This window comes from Kitasatospora sp. NPDC059646 (assembly GCF_042734615.1).
GTDB lineage: Bacteria > Actinomycetota > Actinomycetes > Streptomycetales > Streptomycetaceae > Kitasatospora.
Map to the genome: position 1 here is coordinate 107,058 of NZ_JBHWDS010000018.1, position 16,286 is coordinate 123,343.

At 72.4% G+C, this 16,286-nt stretch carries 17 protein-coding genes; 14 read left to right on the forward strand and 3 right to left on the reverse strand.

What is annotated here, in order from left to right; genetic code table 11:
* The first annotated feature begins 91 nt into the window (after window positions 1–91).
* Both ACFV1L_RS15640 and ACFV1L_RS15645 read left to right on the forward strand, forming a co-directional pair.
* Window positions 92–1,408, forward strand: a complete 1,317-nt coding sequence (locus ACFV1L_RS15640; RefSeq protein WP_380366158.1) for a dicarboxylate/amino acid:cation symporter — start codon at window positions 92–94, stop codon at window positions 1,406–1,408.
* Window positions 1,409–1,527: 119 nt separating this feature from the next.
* Window positions 1,528–2,076 carry a Uma2 family endonuclease gene (locus ACFV1L_RS15645; protein WP_380366160.1) on the forward strand — a complete coding sequence of 183 codons (549 nt, stop codon included), beginning with the start codon at window positions 1,528–1,530 and terminating at the stop codon, window positions 2,074–2,076.
* 6 nt (window positions 2,077–2,082) lie between these two features.
* Here ACFV1L_RS15645 and ACFV1L_RS15650 read toward each other — a convergent pair whose 3' ends face one another.
* From ACFV1L_RS15650 to ACFV1L_RS15660, 3 genes are all read right to left on the reverse strand, one after another.
* Window positions 2,083–2,637 carry a DUF1707 domain-containing protein gene (locus ACFV1L_RS15650; protein ID WP_380366162.1) on the reverse strand — a complete coding sequence of 185 codons (555 nt, stop codon included), beginning with the start codon at window positions 2,635–2,637 and terminating at the stop codon, window positions 2,083–2,085.
* Window positions 2,634–3,665, reverse strand: a complete 1,032-nt coding sequence (locus ACFV1L_RS15655; protein WP_380366164.1) for a bile acid:sodium symporter family protein — start codon at window positions 3,663–3,665, stop codon at window positions 2,634–2,636. Before ACFV1L_RS15655 ends, ACFV1L_RS15650 begins: the two co-directional genes overlap by 4 nt.
* Window positions 3,666–3,885: 220 nt before the next feature.
* Entirely contained in the window at window positions 3,886–4,089 is a 204-nt protein-coding gene (locus ACFV1L_RS15660) for a cold-shock protein (RefSeq protein ID WP_043915662.1), read from the reverse strand.
* A 376-nt stretch (window positions 4,090–4,465) separates the two neighbouring features.
* Between ACFV1L_RS15660 and ACFV1L_RS15665 the strand changes: the two genes are divergently transcribed.
* From ACFV1L_RS15665 to ACFV1L_RS15720, 12 genes are all read left to right on the forward strand, one after another.
* A complete protein-coding gene (locus ACFV1L_RS15665) occupies window positions 4,466–5,365 on the forward strand; it encodes a menaquinone biosynthetic enzyme MqnA/MqnD family protein (protein ID WP_380366166.1) in 900 nt (299 codons plus the stop codon).
* A 127-nt stretch (window positions 5,366–5,492) separates the two neighbouring features.
* Window positions 5,493–6,998, forward strand: a complete 1,506-nt coding sequence (locus ACFV1L_RS15670) for a serine/threonine-protein kinase (RefSeq protein WP_380366168.1) — start codon at window positions 5,493–5,495, stop codon at window positions 6,996–6,998.
* 78 nt (window positions 6,999–7,076) lie between these two features.
* Entirely contained in the window at window positions 7,077–8,285 is a 1,209-nt protein-coding gene (mqnC, locus tag ACFV1L_RS15675; RefSeq protein WP_380366170.1) for a cyclic dehypoxanthinyl futalosine synthase, read from the forward strand.
* 10 nt (window positions 8,286–8,295) lie between these two features.
* Complete coding sequence (locus ACFV1L_RS15680) at window positions 8,296–8,880, forward strand: hypothetical protein (protein ID WP_380366172.1); 585 nt, start codon at window positions 8,296–8,298, stop codon at window positions 8,878–8,880.
* Between the two features lie 190 nt (window positions 8,881–9,070).
* A complete protein-coding gene (locus tag ACFV1L_RS15685) occupies window positions 9,071–9,640 on the forward strand; it encodes a hypothetical protein (protein WP_380366173.1) in 570 nt (189 codons plus the stop codon).
* A 44-nt stretch (window positions 9,641–9,684) separates the two neighbouring features.
* Window positions 9,685–10,380 (forward strand): demethylmenaquinone methyltransferase, encoded by a 696-nt coding sequence (locus ACFV1L_RS15690; protein ID WP_380366175.1) that lies wholly within the window; start codon window positions 9,685–9,687, stop codon window positions 10,378–10,380.
* Window positions 10,381–10,468: 88 nt separating this feature from the next.
* On the forward strand, window positions 10,469–11,749 hold the full coding sequence (locus tag ACFV1L_RS15695) for a geranylgeranyl reductase family protein (protein ID WP_380366177.1): 1,281 nt from the start codon (window positions 10,469–10,471) through the stop codon (window positions 11,747–11,749).
* A gap of 140 nt (window positions 11,750–11,889) precedes the next feature.
* Window positions 11,890–12,798: a DMT family transporter gene (locus tag ACFV1L_RS15700; protein WP_380366179.1), complete on the forward strand. Its 909-nt coding sequence runs from the start codon at window positions 11,890–11,892 to the stop codon at window positions 12,796–12,798.
* Between the two features lie 415 nt (window positions 12,799–13,213).
* Window positions 13,214–13,573, forward strand: a complete 360-nt coding sequence (locus ACFV1L_RS15705) for an NADH-quinone oxidoreductase subunit A (RefSeq protein WP_035865124.1) — start codon at window positions 13,214–13,216, stop codon at window positions 13,571–13,573.
* 94 nt (window positions 13,574–13,667) lie between these two features.
* Complete coding sequence (locus ACFV1L_RS15710) at window positions 13,668–14,222, forward strand: NADH-quinone oxidoreductase subunit B family protein (protein WP_035865125.1); 555 nt, start codon at window positions 13,668–13,670, stop codon at window positions 14,220–14,222.
* Complete coding sequence (locus ACFV1L_RS15715; RefSeq protein ID WP_380366180.1) at window positions 14,219–14,953, forward strand: NADH-quinone oxidoreductase subunit C; 735 nt, start codon at window positions 14,219–14,221, stop codon at window positions 14,951–14,953. Before ACFV1L_RS15710 ends, ACFV1L_RS15715 begins: the two co-directional genes overlap by 4 nt.
* Window positions 14,953–16,281 carry an NADH-quinone oxidoreductase subunit D gene (locus tag ACFV1L_RS15720; RefSeq protein WP_380366181.1) on the forward strand — a complete coding sequence of 443 codons (1,329 nt, stop codon included), beginning with the start codon at window positions 14,953–14,955 and terminating at the stop codon, window positions 16,279–16,281. The genes ACFV1L_RS15715 and ACFV1L_RS15720 overlap by 1 nt, the downstream gene beginning before the upstream one ends.
* Window positions 16,282–16,286 lie beyond the last annotated feature (5 nt).

Below are 16,286 nucleotides of genomic sequence, written 5' to 3' on the forward strand. Positions count from 1 at the left end.
CCCCCGGGTCTCCCCACCCGGCCCCGCGTCCGTCGTGCCGCCGCCTCCGCCCCCCACCCCGCCCCTTGCACCCCACCGGAGTCGCACACCCATGTCCACCGCGCCCGCGCCCGCGCCCACGCTGCTGGGACGCATCCGCCGCACCCCGTTCTGGGCCCAGATCGTCGGCGGCCTCGTCCTCGGCCTGCTGTTCGGGTGGATCGCCCGAGCCGGCGACGTCTCGTGGCTCACCACCACGCTCGACACCATCGGCAAGACCTTCGTCCAACTCCTCAAGCTGGCCGTCCCGCCGCTGGTCTTCACCGCGATCGTCGTCTCGGTCGCCAACCTGCGGAACGTCACCAACGCCGCCCGGCTGGCCGCCCGCACGCTGTTCTGGTTCCTCGCCACCTCGCTGATCGCCGTCGCCATCGGCCTGGGCCTCGGCCTGCTCACCGACCCCGGCAAGGGCGCCCACCTCTCCACCCAGGGCCTCAAGGGCGTGGAGAAGGGCGGCACCTGGGTCGACTTCCTGACCGGCATCATCCCGACCAACATCGCCGACGCCTTCCTGAAGGTGAACGTCCTCCAGATCGTCTTCCTCGGCGTGGTGGTCGGCGCCGCGATCCTGAAGATCGGCGAGAAGGCCGCCCCGGTCGCCAAGCTCTCCGAGGCCGTCCTCGAACTCGTCCAGACCGCCCTGTGGTGGGTCATCCGGCTCGCCCCGCTCGGCACCCTCGGCCTGATCGGCAAGTCCGTCGCGGTCTACGGCTGGGACCTGCTCAAGCCCTTCACCACGCTGACCGTCGACGTCTACGTCGGCTGCGCGCTGGTCCTGTTCGGCGTCTACTCGCTGCTGCTGCGCTTCGTCGGCGGCCTCAACCCGCTGAACTTCTTCAAGGGCGCCTGGCCCGCGATCCAGCTGGCCTTCGTCTCCCGGTCCTCGGTCGGCACCCTGCCGGTCACCCGCCGCGTCACCGAGCGCCTGGGCGTCCCGTCCGAATACGCGAGCTTCGCGGTCCCGTTCGGCGCGACCACCAAGATGGACGGCTGCGCCGCGATCTACCCGTCGCTGGCCGCGATCTTCGTCGCCCAGGTCTACGGCATCCACCTCGGCATCGGCGACTACCTGCTGATCGCCTTCGTCTCGGTGATCGGCTCCGCGGCCACCGCCGGCCTCACCGGCGCGATCGTGATGCTCACCCTGACCCTCTCCACCCTGGGCCTGCCGCTGGAGGGCGTCGGCCTGCTGCTGGCCATCGACCCGATCCTCGACATGATGCGCACCGCCACCAACGTGGCCGGTCAGGTCGTCGTCCCGATCCTGGTCTCGGCCCGCGAGAAGACCCTCGACCTCACCGCGTACAACAACCCCACCGGCGACCTGCTCGCCGAGGACCGCCCGGTGGTGGTGGCCGCCGCCGCCTGACCCGCCGACCCGTCGACGGCCCGCACCCCGCAGGGGGAGCGGGCCGTCGCTCGTTGGAGTGAGACTCCTTGGGGCCGGCCGGGCGGATCAGTAGCGTGGGGCCGACGAAGGAGGGGTCGATGACTGCTCTGTCCCACGACTCTGTCGATCCGGAACGGGCCCTCAAGTACGCGATCCAGCACCACGTCAGCGAGCGGGTCCAGATCGTCGAGGGCGTCGTCGAGCCGCTGGCGTCGGGGTGGGGGCAGGAGGCGTTCGCGGACGCGATCCGCCACCAGCTGCGGGACCGGGTCCGCGAACTGGGCTGCATCACCGGCGCCGGCGACCTCGACCTGCCCGGCTCCAGCAACTGGTTCATCCCGGACGTCGCGGTCGTCCCGCGCGAACTGGCCAGGGAGGGCGAGGCGCTGCTCCCCGAACAGACCCTGCTGATCGTCGAGGTGACCTCGGAGACCACCGGCGACACCGACCGGCTGGTCAAACCCCGCCGGTACGCCGAGTACGGGGCGCCGCTCTACCTGCTGATCGACCGCCGCGACGCGACCTGCACGCTGTTCGCCGAACCCGGTCCGCCCGGGTACGCGCGCACCGCCGGCCCGCTGCCGTTCGGAGCGCCGATCGACCTCCCGGAGCCGTTCGGGCTCCGGCTGGACACGTCGGCGTTCTGACGCCCCTCAGCGGCCGCGCGCGTGGCGCACGCGGAGGCGGCCGAAGCCGGGGGCGCCGGTGATGCGGATGAGCGGGCCGCCGGGGACGGGGTGGCGCGGCGGGCGGTAGCGGACGTCCTTCCAGCCGCCCTGGACGCCGTCGACGTCGACGGTGGCGTTGTGCGGGACGGTGATGGTGGCGCGGCCGAAGCCGAGGCCGAGTTCGATGTCGACCACCGGGTGGTCGATGATCGCGTGCGAGAGGTCGAGCCGGACCTTGCCGAACGCGGAGGCGACCTTCAGCGTGCGGGGCACCCGCCAGACGCCGCGGCGGACGATCCGGCCGCCGGCCGCGGCGATGGTGGCGGTGGAGTCGGCGGCGTCCGGGCGGTCGGCGGGCAGGTCCGCGGTGACCAGGTCGAGTTCGGCCCGGGTGGCGGCGGTGAGCGCCTGCTGGAGCCGCTGCTCCATCTCCTCGTGGGTGATCCGCTCCTCGGCGTAGGCCTGTTGGAGGCGGGCGGCGGCGGCGTCCCGTTCGGCCGCGCCGACCCGGGTGTGCGGGCCGTTCGGAAGTGAAGTCACCCGGGCAGCGTAGCCGGTGACGGTTCGTCAGGCGCCTGCCGGGCCCAGCGCCGGGCGAGCACGGTGCAGACCATCAGCTGGATCTGGTGGAACAGCATCAGCGGCAGCACCGCCAGCCCGACCGTGCCGGCCGGGAACAGGACGCTGGCCAGCGGCAGGCCGTTGGCCAGCGACTTCTTGGAGCCGCAGAACTGGATGGTGATCCGGTCCGGCCGGGAGAAGCCGAGCCGGCCGGACACCACGTGGGTGAAGCCCAGGACGGTGCCCAGCAGCACCGCGGAGAGCACCACCAGGGCCAGCAGCCGGCCCGTCGTGACCCGGCTCCAGATGCCCTCGCGGACGCCCTCGCCGAACGCGCTGTAGACGATCAGCAGGATCGAGCCCCGGTCCACCGCCCGGGTCACCAGCCGGTGCCGGGCGATCCACGGCCCGACCCGGCGGCGCAGCAGCTGCCCGGCGGCGAACGGGACCAGCAGCTGCAGCACCACGTCCAGCACCTGGCCCCCGTCCACCGCCACGCCGGACGCGCCGGACAGCAGCCAGGCGGCCAGCAGCGGGGTCAGCACGATGCCCAGCAGGCTGGAGAAGGTCGCGGCGCAGATCGCGGCGGCCACGTTGCCGCCGGCGATCGAGGTGAAAGCGATCGAGGACTGCACGGTGGACGGCAGCAGCGTGAGGAACAGCACGCCGGTGAACAGCTCCGGCGGCAGCACCGCGTCGGGCAGCAGCCGGGTCGCCTCGCCGAGCAGCGGGAACAGGACGAAGGTGCAGGCCAGGATCAGCAGGTGCAGCCGCCAGTGCCGGGCGCCGGCGACCGCCTCCTGCGGCGAGAGCCGGGCGCCGTACAGGAAGAACAGCAGGCCGACGGCCAGGTGCACGCCGGCGGTGACGGCGCTCGCGGCGACCCCGCGGGCGGGCAGCACGGTGGCCAGCAGGACGGTGCCGAGCAACAGCAGGAGGTAGGTGTCGACGCCGATCCGGCGCAGCGTGCGGTCGAGGGCGCGGTGGGCGGACCGGAGGCGGTGCATGCGTCGATGATCCCCCGCGCGGGGCGCGCCGCCGGGAGCGGGGCGGGGGGCGCGGGGCGGGGCCGGCATTTCCCGGAAATGCGTCCGGAATGCGGACGGGCGGCGGCGCGGCGGAAAAGCGCGGGCAAAAAGGCAGGGGGCCCGCCGCCGGGCGGGCCCCCTTGGGAACTGCTACTCATACGGACCCGAGGGGCCGTGAGCGATCAGATGTGAAGAGATGTCAGATAGCGACGACGTTCTCGGCCTGCGGGCCCTTCGGGCCCTGGGTGACGTCGAAGCTGACCGCCTGGTTCTCCTCCAGCGAGCGGAAGCCGGTCGCGTTGATGGCGGAGTAGTGGACGAAGACGTCGGGGCCGCCGCCCTCCTGGGCGATGAAGCCGAAGCCCTTCTCGGCGTTGAACCACTTGACGGTTCCGGTCGCCATACCGTTCTCCTTGCAAGGGACGTAGTGGACACCACACCTTGTGGCGCCCGGGTCCGCTGCGCTGATCGCCCTGCCTCCGGACGAGCCCGGAGTTTTTCGCACAGTGCTCAATCAAAGCTCAATTGATGCCTGATACTGCTGAAAAATTACAAAAAGCCCGCGGTTACACGCTCCGCAGGCTCCAAGTACTGCAAGGGGAATCAAACTGCAACTGATGTGAACGGTAGCACGCGGTGGCGGCCCCGACCAGGGGCCGACGACGGTGTCGGAGAGCGTGTCGGAGCGCCCCCGAACGGTGTGTCGGGCACCGGATGCGGACCCTCCCGAGCGGCAGGCATACCCTGCCGGGAGAGCACCAACGGCAAGGGAGCACACGGTGAGCAGTCGGGACGCCGAACGGCCGGCGACCGCGGTCAGGCCGCGGGTCGGACACATCCAGTTCCTCAACTGCCTCCCCCTCTACTGGGGGCTGGCGCGCACGGGGAACCTCCTCGACCTCGACCTCACCAAGGACACCCCGGAGAAGCTCAGCGACCGGCTGGTCGCCGGCGACCTCGACATCGGCCCGATCACCTGCGTCGAGTACCTGCGCCACGCCGACCGGCTGGTGGTGCTCCCCGACATCGCCGTGGGCAGCGACGGCCCGGTGATGTCCTGCGTGATCGTCAGCAAGCTCCCGCTGGACCGGCTGGACGGCCGCCGGGTCGCGCTCGGCTCGACCAGCCGCACGTCCGTCCGGCTGGCCCGGCTGCTGCTGGAGGAGCGCGAAGGGGTGCGCCCCGAGTACTTCGGCTGCCCGCCCGACCTGGACGCGATGCTCGCCGACGCCGACGCCGCCGTGCTGATCGGCGACCCGGCGCTGCGCGCCTCGCTGGAGCAGGCGCCCCGGCAGGGGCTGGCCGTGCACGACCTCGGCGCGATGTGGAAGGAGTGGACCGGCCTGCCGTTCGTGTTCGCGGTCTGGGCCGCCCGCCGCGAGTACGCCGAGCAGCAGCCCGAGCTGACCGCCGCCGTGCACCGGGCGTTCCTGGAGTCCCGCGACCTCTCGCTGGCCGAGGCCGCCAAGGTCGCCGAGCAGGCCGCCCGCTGGGAGGCCTTCGACGCGCCGCTGCTGGAGCGGTACTTCGGCGAGGCGCTGGACTTCTCACTGGGCGGCCGCCAGCTGGCCGGCCTGGCCGAGTTCGCCCGCCGGGTCGCCCACGACAGCGGCTTCGCGCCGGACGTGGCGATCCGGCTGCTGGAGGCGGCCCCGGTCGAACCGGCCGTGCCGGCCTGACGCACCGGCGCACCGGCGGTCGGGGCCGAACGGTTCCCGGCCGGCGGTCGTCCTGGGATGATCGGACCGGTCCTGGTGGGGGGTGCCGACGCCGAGCGGCGGCAGCCAGTGGCGGAGGGGAACGGTCATGGAGCTGCTGACGGCTGACGACCCGTCGACGATCGGCGACTACCGGCTGCTGCGGCGGCTCGGGGCCGGCGGCATGGGGCGGGTCTACCTCGGCCGGACGGCGGGCGGCCGGACGGTCGCCGTCAAGGCGGTCCGGCCCGAACTCGCCGACGACCCGGAGTTCCGCGCCCGGTTCCGGCAGGAGGTGTCCGCCGCCCGCCGGGTCGGCGGCCGGTGGACCGCGCCCGTCCTGGACGCCGACACCGACGGCCCCCGCCCCTGGGTGGCCACCGGTTACATCGCCGGCCCCTCGCTCGGCGCCGCCGTGCACGCCGGCGGCCCGCTGCCCACCGCCTCGGTGCACGCCCTCGGCGCGCGGCTCGCCGAAGCGCTGGAACAGGTGCACGCGCTCGGCCTGGTGCACCGGGACGTCAAGCCGTCCAACGTGCTGCTCACCCTGGACGGCCCCCGGCTGATCGACTTCGGGGTGGCCCGGGCGCTGGACGCCGCCGCCGCGCTCACCCGCAGCGGGTACGTGGTCGGCTCGCCCGGCTTCATGTCGCCCGAACAGGCCGCCGGTTCGCCCGTCGGACCGGCCGGCGACGTCTTCGCGCTGGGCGCCGTGCTGGCCTTCGCCGCCACCGGCACCGCCCCGTTCGGCGAGGGCGTCAGCGCCGCCGTGCTGCTCTACCGGGTGCTGCACGAGGAACCGGACCTGCGCGGACTGGACGGCGACCTGCGCGAGACCGTGACCGCCTGCCTGGCCAAGGACCCGGCCGACCGCCCCGGGCCGACCGAACTGCGCGCCCGGCTCGCCCCCGGCGCGGCCGCCGTCGGCCCCGGGACCGGGCTGCCCGGGCCGCTCGCCGCCGCCGTCGGCCGGGCCGCCGTCGAACTGCTCGACCTGGAGGCCGACACCCCCTCCGACCGGCCGTCCGCGATGCCGGCCGTCGCGGACCGGGCGCCCACCGAGCTGGACGGCGGACCGGTCGCGACGGCCGCGACGGGCGCGACGGCCGCGCTGGGCCGGCGCAACCGGCGGTGGCGGTGGGCGGTGACGGCCGTGGCGGCGGTGCCGCTGCTGGGCGTCGTGCTGTTCCCGCAGGTGCAGCAGCTGTGGCAGTCCGACCGGGGCGACACCTCCCCGCCGGGGACGGACAGTAGCGCGCAGGCGCTTCCGCGCGCCTTCGTCGGCACCTGGAAGGGCACCATCACCACCAAGGTGGTGCCGCTGCCGTCCACCTTCACGGCCACCTTCACCGCCGGGAGGACCGGCGAGGACGTCGGCCGGACCAGCAACGCCTCCGCGTTCAGCGACACCGTCTGCCGGGGCGTGCTGACCCTGGTGTCGGTCGAGGCGGGGGCGGTCACCCTCCAGGAGCGGCCGGAGGGCCCGCAGCCCGGGTGCACCGGGGTGCCGGAGAAGCAGACCTACACCGTGCTGGACGGCGGTGCCCGCCTGCACGTGTCGGTCACCGGCGCGCAGCTCGGCACCGACCCGGAAGGGGACCTGGCGAAGCAGTAGCGGGGTCGGGCGGGGGCCGAAACACGCTGGCGTAGGCTGAGCGGGACGCCCCTTCGACGACGAAAGCAGGCCCGCCAGGTGTCCGAGCAGAACCTTTCCGCCGCCCAGCTGCAGGCCGTCCTGGACCGTGCGGCCGAGGGCGGCCGGATCACCGCCGACGAGGCGCTGGAGCTGTACCGTTCGGCCCCCCTGCACGCGCTCGGCGCGGCCGCCGACGCGGTGCGCCGGCGGCGGTACGCGGGCGTGGAGCACATCGCCACGTACATCATCGAACGGAACATCAACTACACCAACGTCTGCGTGACGGCGTGCAAGTTCTGCGCGTTCTACGTCCCGCCGAAGAGCGACAAGGGCTGGTCGCGGGAGCTCGACGAGGTGCTGCGCCGCTGCGCGGAGACCGTCGAACTGGGCGGCACCCAGATCATGTTCCAGGGCGGGCACCACCCCGAGTACGGCGTGGAGTACTACGAGCGGAACTTCTCCGCGATCAAGGAGCGCTTCCCCGAGCTGGTGATCCACTCGCTGGGCGCCTCCGAGGTCGAGCACATGGCGAAGATCTCCGGGGTCTCCGTCGAGGAGGCGATCACCCGGATCCACGCCGCCGGCCTGGACTCGTTCGCGGGCGCCGGCGCCGAGCTGCTGCCGGAGCGGCCGCGCAAGGCGATCGCCCCGCTGAAGGAGTCCGGCGAGCGCTGGCTGGAGATCATGGAGACCGCGCACCGGCTGGGCGTCGAGTCCACCTCCACCATGCTGATGGGCACCGGCGAGACCAACGCCGAGCGGATCGAGCACCTGCGGATGATCCGCGACGTGCAGGACCGCACCGGCGGCTTCCGGGCGTTCATCCCCTACACCTACCAGCCGCAGAACAACCACCTGAAGGGCTCGACCCAGGCCACCGTGTTCGAGTACCTGCGGATGATCGCCATCGCCCGCCTGTTCCTCGACAACGTCGCCCACATCCAGGGCTCCTGGCTGACCACCGGCAAGGAGGCCGGCCAGCTGTCGCTGCACTACGGCGCGGACGACCTCGGCTCGGTGATGCTGGAGGAGAACGTGGTCTCCGCGGCCGGCGCCAAGCACCGCTCCAACCTGCACGAGCTGATCCACCTGATCCGCACGGCGGGCCGCGTCCCCGCGCAGCGCTCCACCACGTACGAGCACCTGCGGGTGCTGGACGACCCGGCCAACGACCCGGTGGACCCGCGGGTCGCCTCGCACATCGCCTCCACCGCGATCGAGGGCGGCACCGCGCACCCCGAACTCACCATCCTGGCCACGAACTGAGCTCCGTTCCGTGCTGACGCTTCATCGGGCCCGCCTCGTCGTGGCCGATCCCGCCGCCCCGTCGATCACCGACGGGGCGGTGCTGGTCGACGGGGCGGCCGTCGCCGCGATGGGCCCCTTCGCGGAGCTGGCCGGGGGCGGCGCGAGGGTCCGTGCCTGGGACGGGGTGCTGGTGCCCGGGCTGGTCAACCGGCACGGGCGGTGGCTGCTGGAGAGCGCCTACCACCCGGACCCGCGCGAGGAGTCGGGGGACCGGCCGCTCGCGCCGCCCGACGGCATGACCGAGGAGCGGTGGGGAGCCAGCGCGAGGCGCGGGCTCCAACGGATGCTCGGCTTCGGCGCGACGGCCGTGACGGGACCGTTCGACCGGGCGTCGGTGCGTACGGCGGTGGCCCGCTCCGGGCTGCACGTGGTGCCGGGCGACGGCGCGTCAGGGAGCCTCGACCCGCTGGACGGGCAGGCCCTCCCGGCGGCGGCGCACCGGCCGCTGGCCGTCGGGGGAGCGGCGGACTTCGCGGTGTTCGACGAGGTGGCGCCGGGGGCGCACTGCTTGGCGACGGTGCTGGGCGGACGCCTGCTGTTCCGCCGCAGGTGACGGGAGTCCGGGGCCCGGGGAGCGGCGGGCCGGGCCGCGGGCGGTCGATCGTCCGGGGACCCGCCCCCGCCGTTCCCCGGGCCCCGATCCGTTCCCGTCCGTGCCAAAGGTTCTGACTCCCCGTGACCTGAGGGTCCACCAGCGGCTACGATCCCGGTTCAGTACTTCCGCCGAGCCAGGAACAGGACGCATGCGAGCCGCCACACCTGATCGTCCGCGGACCAGGCCCGGCCGGGGGTGGTACGTCGGGGCGGTGCTGAGCGCGGTGGTGGCGGTCACGATGTGCCTGCTGGGATGGCGGCAGGCCGACCAGGCGGACCGGATCAACGCGCACCCGGTGCGGGTCGACGGCACGGTGACCCAACTGCCGGGCGGCAGCGGGACGTACAGCCAGGTCGCGTACGTCGCGGACGGGCGGAAGCTGACCGCCGCGGACCTGTGGCTGCCGGCCGAGGCGAAGGTCGGCGACCGGATCTGCCTGGAGCACGCGGCGGACGACGCGGGCGCGGTGCGGGTGTGCGGGAAGCGGTACCCGCAGCCGGTGGGCGTGGGCCTGGCGCAGACCACGGTGCCGCTGGCGGTGCTGCTGTGCCTCGGGTGCCTGCTGCGGATCCGGCACTTCAAGCGGGCCCACCCGGCGGCCGGGCGGGCGGGCGCGCCCGGGTTCACGGTGGCGTTCGCGGCCGAGGGGATGCCCGCGATCACCCAGGGCAAGCGGACGCGTCGGCGCCGCAAGGGGGGCCGCCGCGCGCTGCGGTGAGCCCTGGTGACGGCCGTCCGGACCGCAAGGTGAACAATGGGGGCGTGACCCGAGCCCATCTGGACAAGCAGCCGCAGGACGTCGCCGCCATGTTCGACGATGTCGCGGCCAAGTACGACCGCACCAACGACGTGCTCTCGCTGGGCCAGGCCCGGCTGTGGCGCCGCGCGGTGGCCGATGCGGTGGGGGCCGTGGCGGGCCAGCGCATCCTGGACCTCGGCGCGGGCACCGGCACCTCGTCGCTGCCCTTCCTGGAGGCCGGCGCGGACGTCGTGCCGTGCGACTTCTCGATCGGGATGCTGACCGAGGGCAAGAACCGGCACCCCGAGCTCGCGCTGACCGCGGGCGACGCGACCAGGCTGCCGTTCGCGGACGAGTCGTTCGACGCGGTGACGATCTCCTTCGCGCTGCGCAACGTGCAGGACCACCAGGCGGCGATGCGCGAGATGCTCCGGGTGACCAAGCCCGGCGGCAAGGTGGTGATCTGCGAGTTCTCCACCCCGACCTGGACGCCGTTCCGCACCGTGTACACCGAGTACCTGATGCGGGCGCTGCCGCCGGTGGCGACCAAGGTGTCGTCCAACCCGGAGGCGTACGTCTACCTCGCCGAGTCGATCCGGTCCTGGCCCGACCAGCCGGCGCTGGCCGCGGAGTTGCAGCAGGCCGGCTGGACGAAGGTGGCCTGGCGCAACCTGACCGGCGGGATCGTGGCCCTCCACCGCGGCTTCAAGGCCCCGTAGACTGCGAGGGTTCGGCGCTCCGTACCGTTCCGTTGACGGAGGGTCGGACCCGACCTCCGTGACCCCGACGCGCTCAGGAGAGAGCCGAATGACCGAGACCGCCGTGGAGTCCACCGCCGACGTCATCGTGGTCGGCGCCGGTCCGGCCGGCTCCACCACCGCGTACTGGCTGGCCCAGGCGGGCCTGGACGTGCTGCTGCTGGAGAAGACCGAGTTCCCGCGCGAGAAGGTGTGCGGCGACGGTCTGACCCCGCGCGCCGTCAAGCAGCTGGTGGACATGGGCATCGACGTGTCCGCCGAGAACGGCTGGCTGCCGAACAAGGGCCTGCGGATCATCGGCGGCGGCGTCCGGCTGGAGCTGGACTGGCCGGAGCTGGCGTCGTTCCCCGACTACGGACTGGTGCGCAAGCGCGCCGACTTCGACGAGCTGCTGGCCCGCCAGGCGCAGAAGGCCGGCGCCCGGCTGTACGAGAACTGCAACGTCAGCGGCCCGATCCAGGACCGCACCGGCCGGATCACCGGCGTCACGGCCAAGCTGGGCCCGGACAAGCGCGAAGTCGCCTTCCACGCCCCGCTGGTGGTCGCCGCGGACGGCAACTCGACCCGGCTGTCGCTGGCCATGGGCCTGCACCGGATCGAGTCCCGGCCGATGGGCGTCGCCTACCGGACGTACTTCACCTCGCCCCGGCACGACGACGACTACCTGGAGTCGTGGCTGGAGCTGTGGGACACCCGCGGCGGGCAGAAGAAGCTGCTGCCCGGCTACGGCTGGATCTTCGGCATGGGCGACGGCACCTCGAACGTCGGCCTCGGCATCCTCAACTCCTCGCCCGCGTTCGGCGACCTGAACTGGCGCGAGGTGCTGAAGAGCTGGTGCGCCGGCATGCCCGAGGAGTGGGGCTACACGCCGGAGAACATGACCGAGCCGATCCGCGGCGCGGCCCTGCCGATGGCGTTCAACCGGCAGCCGCACTACACCCGCGGCCTGCTGCTGGTCGGCGACGCGGGCGGCATGGTCAACCCGTTCAACGGCGAGGGCATCGCCTATGCGATGGAATCCGGCCAGCTCGCGGCGGGCGTCATCGTCCAGGCGATGGCCCGGATCACCCCCGAGGGCCGGGAGCGGGCGCTGGCCCGCTACCCGCAGATCCTCAAGGACACCTACGGCGGCTACTACACGCTCGGCCGGGCGTTCGTGAAGCTGATCGGCAACGACCGGGTGATGCGGATCGCCGCCGAGCGCGGTCTCACCCACCCCGTGCTGATGAAGTTCGTCCTCAAGCTGCTGGCCAACCTCACCGACCCGACCGGCGGCGACGCCGCCGACCGGATCATCAACGGCCTCGCGAAGGTCGCGCCCCGGGCCTGATCCGGGGAGGCGGCCGGGCAGCGGCGGCGGGCGGGCGGAAAGCGCTTGCCCGCCGCCGTTCGCGTGCGGGACAGTGTGCGGCGATCTCGGTCCGTCCGACGGCGCGCGGGCCCGCTGCGGTGTTTCCCGGGAGTCCTGCCATGGCTGTTGCGTCCGTCGACGTCCGTTCCCGCGCCGTGCGCGACCTGCCGCTGCTGGCGGTGGCGGTGGTGTGGGGGTCGAGCTTCCTGGTGGTGAAGCGGGTCGCCGAGCCGGACACCGTGGTGGCCGTGCTGGCGCTGCGGTTCGGGCTGGTGCTGCCGGTGCTCGGCCTGGCCGCGTGGGGGCCGCTGCGGGCCCTGACGGCCCGCCAGTGGGCGGGCGGGGCGCTGCTGGGCCTGGTGCTCGGCGCGGTGTTCCTGCTGGAGACGTACGGGGCGGTGCACACCTCGGCGACCAACGCGGGGCTGGTGATCAGCCTGACGATGGTGTTCACGCCGCTCGCCGAGGCCGCGCTGCGGCGCAGCGCCCCGTCGGGGGCGTTCCTGGCGGCGGCCGGCCTGTCGGTGCTGGGGGTGGCGCTGCTGACCGGGGACGGCGGCCTGCGGGCGCCGTCGGCGGGCGACCTGCTGGTGCTGGGCGCGGCGGGCGCGCGGACGGTGAACGTGCTGGCGACGGCCCGGCTGCGGGCGGCCCGGGGGGTGCCCCCGCTGGCCCTGACCTGGGTCCAACTGGCGTTCGCGACCCTGGTGTTCGCGGTGGCCGCGCCGTGGGCGGGACCGGCGCCGTGGACGGTGGCGGCGTCCTTCGACGGGCGGCGCTGGGGGCTGCTGCTGTACCTGTCGCTGCTGTGCACGCTGTTCGCGTTCTTCGTGCAGCTGTGGGCGGTGCGGGCCACCTCGCCGTCGCGGGTGAGCCTGCTGCTGGGCACCGAGCCGCTGTGGGCGGCCGTGTTCGGGGTCGCGCTGGCCGGTGACCGGCCGGGCCCCCTGGCGCTCCTGGGGGCGCTGGCGGTGCTGGCCGGCACCGAGTGGGGACGGCGTCGCGCGCCCTCCCCCGAGAGCTTGTGAACGAAGGGTCAAGCGGCTGCCGACCCGGGTCCGTCGCGCGGGTGAGTCCCTCTATCACGTAAACCCGATCACTCCGAAATTTGCTTGTTCCGCCGCAGAATTGATATAGGCCGTGGCCAAACGGCAGCCGTTTCGCGGCGGGTTGCGACTGTATGTGGCCAATTGCCTGCTCCGGGTAGAACAGTGGCGACCCGTCCCGCTCCGTGCGGCTTCGTCGGGTGGCGAAGATCACAAAGATCGTCGGGAACTGCGTGTCGCAGATCACAAGCAGACAGGCATAGGATGCGCTCCTACCTGGCTTTGTGAACTGCCTCACATGGAGCCGGATCCCACGAAGTGGATCATCGGTTCACCGCTGGTGACCTGGTGGTTCCGATCTGCAGTCAAGGACGACTGGACGGAGGGAGCGGGGGCTATGAATGCCTACGCGCCGATCCTCGTACTCGGTGCCATCGCCGCGGCGTTCGCGGTCGGCTCCGTCGTGATGGCCTCGCTCACCGGCCCGAAGCGCTACAACCGGGCCAAGTTGGAGGCGTACGAGTGCGGCATCGAACCGACCCCGCAGCCCACGGGCGGCGGCCGGTTCCCGATCAAGTACTACCTGACGGCGATGCTGTTCATCGTCTTCGACATCGAGATCGTCTTCCTCTACCCGTGGGCGGTCAGCTTCGACGCCCTGGGGATCTTCGGGCTGGTCGAGATGCTCCTGTTCATCGCCACCGTGTTCGTCGCCTACGCCTACGTCTGGCGTCGCGGCGGCCTGGAGTGGGACTGACGCCCGATCCGCCGTTCGCGCCCAGCCGTTCGTGCTGAGCCACTTGTGAACCGGCGGACAAGCCACCGGACTCGAAGGCATTGAGAGGGAACTGATGGGTATCGAGGAGAAGCTGCCGAGCGGCTTTCTGCTCACCAGCGTGGAGGCCGCCGCGGGCTGGGTGCGGAAGGCTTCGGTCTTCCCGGCCACCTTCGGGCTCGCCTGCTGCGCGATCGAGATGATGACCACCGGCGCCGGCCGCTACGACCTGGCCCGGTTCGGCATGGAGGTGTTCCGCGGCTCGCCGCGGCAGGCCGACCTGATGATCGTGGCCGGCCGGGTCAGCCAGAAGATGGCCCCGGTGCTGCGCCAGGTCTACGACCAGATGCCGAACCCCAAGTGGGTCATCTCGATGGGCGTGTGCGCCTCCTCCGGCGGCATGTTCAACAACTACGCGATCGTCCAGGGCGTCGACCACATCGTCCCGGTCGACATCTACCTGCCGGGCTGCCCGCCCCGGCCGGAGATGCTGCTCGACGCGATCCTCAAACTGCACGACAAGATCCAGCACGAGAAGCTCGGCGTGAACCGCCGCCGGGCCGAGGAGGAGGCCGAGCGCCTCGCGCTGCAGGCCACCCCGACCAGTGAGATGCGGGGGCTGCTGCGATGAGCGAGAACGACAAGCCGGGCGCCGAGCCCGCCGAGAAGCCCGAACTCCCCACCACCCGGCGGGAGATCCCGGTCGAGGTGGTCGGCACCCGGCAGGGCATGTTCGGCGCCCGCGGCACCGGCGACACCTCCGGCTTCGGCGGCCTGAACGCCCCGATCGTGCTGCCCGGCCCCAGCGAGCGCCCCTACGGCGGCTACTTCGACGAGGTGGCCGACGAGTTCGAGGGCGCGCTCGAGGAGCAGGGCCTCGACGTGGACGACGTGATCGAGAAGACCGTCGTGGACCGCGGCGAACTGACCTTCCACATCGCCCGCGAACACCTGCTGAAGGCGGTCCGGATCCTGCGCGACGACCCGGCGCTGCGCTTCGAACTCTGCCTGGGCGTCAGCGGCGTGCACTACCCGGCCGAGCCGGGCCGGGAGCTGCACGCGGTCTACCACCTGCGCTCGATCACCCACGGCCGGCTGATCCGGCTGGAGGTGACCGCGCCCGACGCGGACCCGCGGATCCCGTCCGTGGTGAGCGTCTACCCGACCAACGACTGGCACGAGCGGGAGACCTACGACTTCTTCGGACTGGTCTTCGAGGGCCACCCGGCGCTCACCCGGATCATGATGCCGGACGACTGGCTGGGCCACCCGCAGCGCAAGGACTACCCGCTCGGCGGCATCCCCGTCGAGTACAAGGGCGCCCAGATCCCGGCTCCCGACCAGCGGAGGTCGTACAGCTGATGAGCAGCACCCACTACGAAGCAGGAGCCCGGGAGACCACCGAGGGACGGGTGTTCACCGTCACCGGCGGCGACTGGGGCGAGGTCGCCGAGGCCGTCGCGGGAGCCGACGACGAGCGGATCATCGTCAACATGGGCCCGCAGCACCCGTCCACCCACGGCGTGCTGCGGCTGATCCTGGAGATCGACGGCGAGACGGTCACCGAGGCCCGGTGCGGCATCGGCTACCTGCACACCGGCATCGAGAAGAACATGGAGTTCCGCAACTGGGTGCAGGGCACCACGTTCGTGACGCGGATGGACTACCTCACTCCGCTGTACAACGAGACCGCCTACTGCCTGGCCGTCGAGAAGCTCCTCGGCATCACCGCCGACATCCCCGAACGGGCGTCCGTGATCCGGGTGCTGATGATGGAGCTGAACCGGATCTCCTCGCACCTGGTGGCGCTCGCCACCGGCGGCATGGAGATCGGCTCCACCACCCTGATGATCTACGGCTTCCGGGACCGCGAAGTCGTCCTGGACATCTTCGAGCTGGTCACCGGCCTGCGGATGAACCACGCCTACGTCCGCCCCGGCGGGCTCGCCCAGGACCTGCCCCCGGGCGCGGTCGACAGGATCCGCGAGGGCGTCAAGCTGCTCCGCTCGCGGATGCACGAGTACGACAAACTCGCCACCGACAACCCGGTGTTCAAGGCCCGCCTGGTCGACGTCGGCTTCCTCGACCTGCCGGGCTGCCTGGCGCTCGGCGCGACCGGCCCGATCCTGCGCTCCACCGGGCTGCCGCACGACCTGCGCAAGACCGACCCGTACTGCGGGTACGAGAACTACGAGTTCGACGTCGCGGTCGCCGACAGCTGCGACTCCTACGGGCGGTTCGTGATCCGCCTGGAGGAGATGAAGCAGTCGCTGCGGATCGTCGAGCAGTGCCTGGACCGGCTGAAGCCCGGACCGGTGATGGTGGCCGACAAGAAGATCGCCTGGCCCGCCCAACTCGCCGTCGGCCCCGACGGCATGGGCAACTCGCTGGACCACATCCGGAAGATCATGGGCACCTCGATGGAGGCCCTGATCCACCACTTCAAGCTGGTCACCGAGGGCTTCAAGGTCCCGGTCGGCCAGGCGTACGCGGCCGTCGAGTCGCCCAAGGGCGAGCTCGGCGTGCACGTGGTCAGCGACGGCGGCACCCGGCCCTACCGGGTGCACTTCCGCGACCCGTCGTTCACCAACCTGCAGACGATGGCGGCGATGTGCGAGGGCGGCCAGGTGGCCGACGTGATCGTGGCGGTGGCCGGGATCGACCCGGTGATGGGAGGCGTGGACCGGTGAGCAGC

Coding starts and splice junctions, on each gene's coding strand:
- ACFV1L_RS15640 (WP_380366158.1), top strand. CDS start 92: ATGTCCACCGCGCCCGCGCCCGCGCCCACGCTGCTGGGACGCATCCGC.
- ACFV1L_RS15645 (WP_380366160.1), top strand. CDS start 1,528: ATGACTGCTCTGTCCCACGACTCTGTCGATCCGGAACGGGCCCTCAAG.
- ACFV1L_RS15655 (WP_380366164.1), bottom strand. CDS start 3,665: ATGCACCGCCTCCGGTCCGCCCACCGCGCCCTCGACCGCACGCTGCGC.
- ACFV1L_RS15660 (WP_043915662.1), bottom strand. CDS start 4,089: ATGGCGACCGGAACCGTCAAGTGGTTCAACGCCGAGAAGGGCTTCGGC.
- ACFV1L_RS15670 (WP_380366168.1), top strand. CDS start 5,493: ATGGAGCTGCTGACGGCTGACGACCCGTCGACGATCGGCGACTACCGG.
- ACFV1L_RS15685 (WP_380366173.1), top strand. CDS start 9,071: ATGCGAGCCGCCACACCTGATCGTCCGCGGACCAGGCCCGGCCGGGGG.
- ACFV1L_RS15695 (WP_380366177.1), top strand. CDS start 10,469: ATGACCGAGACCGCCGTGGAGTCCACCGCCGACGTCATCGTGGTCGGC.
- ACFV1L_RS15700 (WP_380366179.1), top strand. CDS start 11,890: ATGGCTGTTGCGTCCGTCGACGTCCGTTCCCGCGCCGTGCGCGACCTG.
- ACFV1L_RS15705 (WP_035865124.1), top strand. CDS start 13,214: ATGAATGCCTACGCGCCGATCCTCGTACTCGGTGCCATCGCCGCGGCG.
- ACFV1L_RS15710 (WP_035865125.1), top strand. CDS start 13,668: ATGGGTATCGAGGAGAAGCTGCCGAGCGGCTTTCTGCTCACCAGCGTG.
- ACFV1L_RS15715 (WP_380366180.1), top strand. CDS start 14,219: ATGAGCGAGAACGACAAGCCGGGCGCCGAGCCCGCCGAGAAGCCCGAA.
- ACFV1L_RS15720 (WP_380366181.1), top strand. CDS start 14,953: ATGAGCAGCACCCACTACGAAGCAGGAGCCCGGGAGACCACCGAGGGA.